The organism is Mesotoga sp. HF07.pep.5.2.highcov, assembly GCF_003666285.1.
GTDB classification, from domain to species: domain Bacteria; phylum Thermotogota; class Thermotogae; order Petrotogales; family Kosmotogaceae; genus Mesotoga; species Mesotoga prima.
This window is the reverse complement of sequence record NZ_JFHJ01000346.1, coordinates 1-1,117: the sequence shown is the minus strand read 5'-3', so window position 1 is coordinate 1,117 and position 1,117 is coordinate 1. Positions and strand designations below refer to the sequence as shown.

At 41.0% G+C, this 1,117-nt stretch carries 2 protein-coding genes; both read left to right on the top strand.

The features are described 5' to 3' along the window. Nucleotides 1–188, top strand: a 188-nt coding sequence (locus tag BG32_RS15810) for a hypothetical protein (protein ID WP_220660314.1), incomplete at its 5' end; no start/stop codon positions are given. A gap of 13 nt (nucleotides 189–201) precedes the next feature. Further along, entirely contained in the window at nucleotides 202–1,116 is a 915-nt protein-coding gene (locus tag BG32_RS07480; protein ID WP_006492134.1) for an alpha/beta fold hydrolase, read from the top strand. The last annotated feature ends 1 nt before the right edge of the window (nucleotide 1,117 follow it).

Sequence of the window (1,117 nt, the reverse complement as noted above, 5' to 3'; positions counted from 1 at the left end):
GCTCAGCTTCTGAACAACATGAAAAAGGGAAGATAATAGCAGATGGATTCATGCCAACAGAATTTGCTCTTAAGATACTTCACGTAGTACCGGCAGATTATAATTCTTCTCAAATTTCAGACCATAAGAGAGTTAGAAGATCATTATGCGAAAAATGGTATATTATTGTTGCTCGACAACTTCTGTAAAGGGGTGTCGCGAATGAAAATAGTTAGGACGCTCTTTCTGATTCTGCTTATTGTCATTGCATTTGCAGTTGTCAACGGAATTTTCAGTGTGACAGTGGCGAGGGTTTTTTTGAACAGGATTGAAAGGGAAGGTAGGTACTTGAAGGTCGGTGAGGAAGAGCTTTTTCTGAAGGTTCTCGGCGAAGGAAAACCGATGCTTATGATTCACGGATTTCCCGGATCGCATCTTGATTTTTCAGAACTGGCCAAGCTTCTCTCTTCAAATAGAAAAGTCTACCTAGTAGACCTCCCTGGATCAGGATTATCTGAAGCGTCAAGCAAAGGAGACTACTCAAGAAAAGGATACGCGGAGCTTCTTGTAGATTTGATGAATCTTCTGAACATTGAAAAAGCAGATATAGTAGGGCACTCCCTCGGAGGAGAGATCGCGCTCAACATCGGCTACTACTATTCAGAAAGAGTAGAGAATCTTATTCTTATAGATTCTTACGCACTCACCGAACAGAAACTCGTGCCTGATTTCATTTCTAGTAGCAAAGTGTTGACATGGATTGCAATGCGATTCTATTATCAGACCTATCCTGTTCAGAGGTATCTCTATACTAAAAGGCTGGGAGACAAAAGTTACTTTGTCCATGAGGAGTTCGGAAAGTATTTTGCTCTCGTAGATCGTATGTCTATACAGTTCATTAGTGAGTTCATTAAGGACAGCGATGGCGGTTCTCTTTCGGGAATGCTTGGAGAAATCGATCTGAATGTATTGATAATCTGGGGAGAAAGGGATGAAATACTTCCTTTAGATTATGCAAAAAAGATTTCTGAAGAGATTTCTGGAAGTACTCTCAAGATAATTGAGGGAAGAGGACACGCTCCCTTCACCGACAAACCCGAAAGGGTGGCTGAAGAAATTCTCTCTTTCCTCGAATAAA

Excerpts from the sequence above, each read along its gene's own strand:
- BG32_RS07480 (WP_006492134.1), top strand. The coding sequence starts at position 202 with ATGAAAATAGTTAGGACGCTCTTTCTGATTCTGCTTATTGTCATTGCA.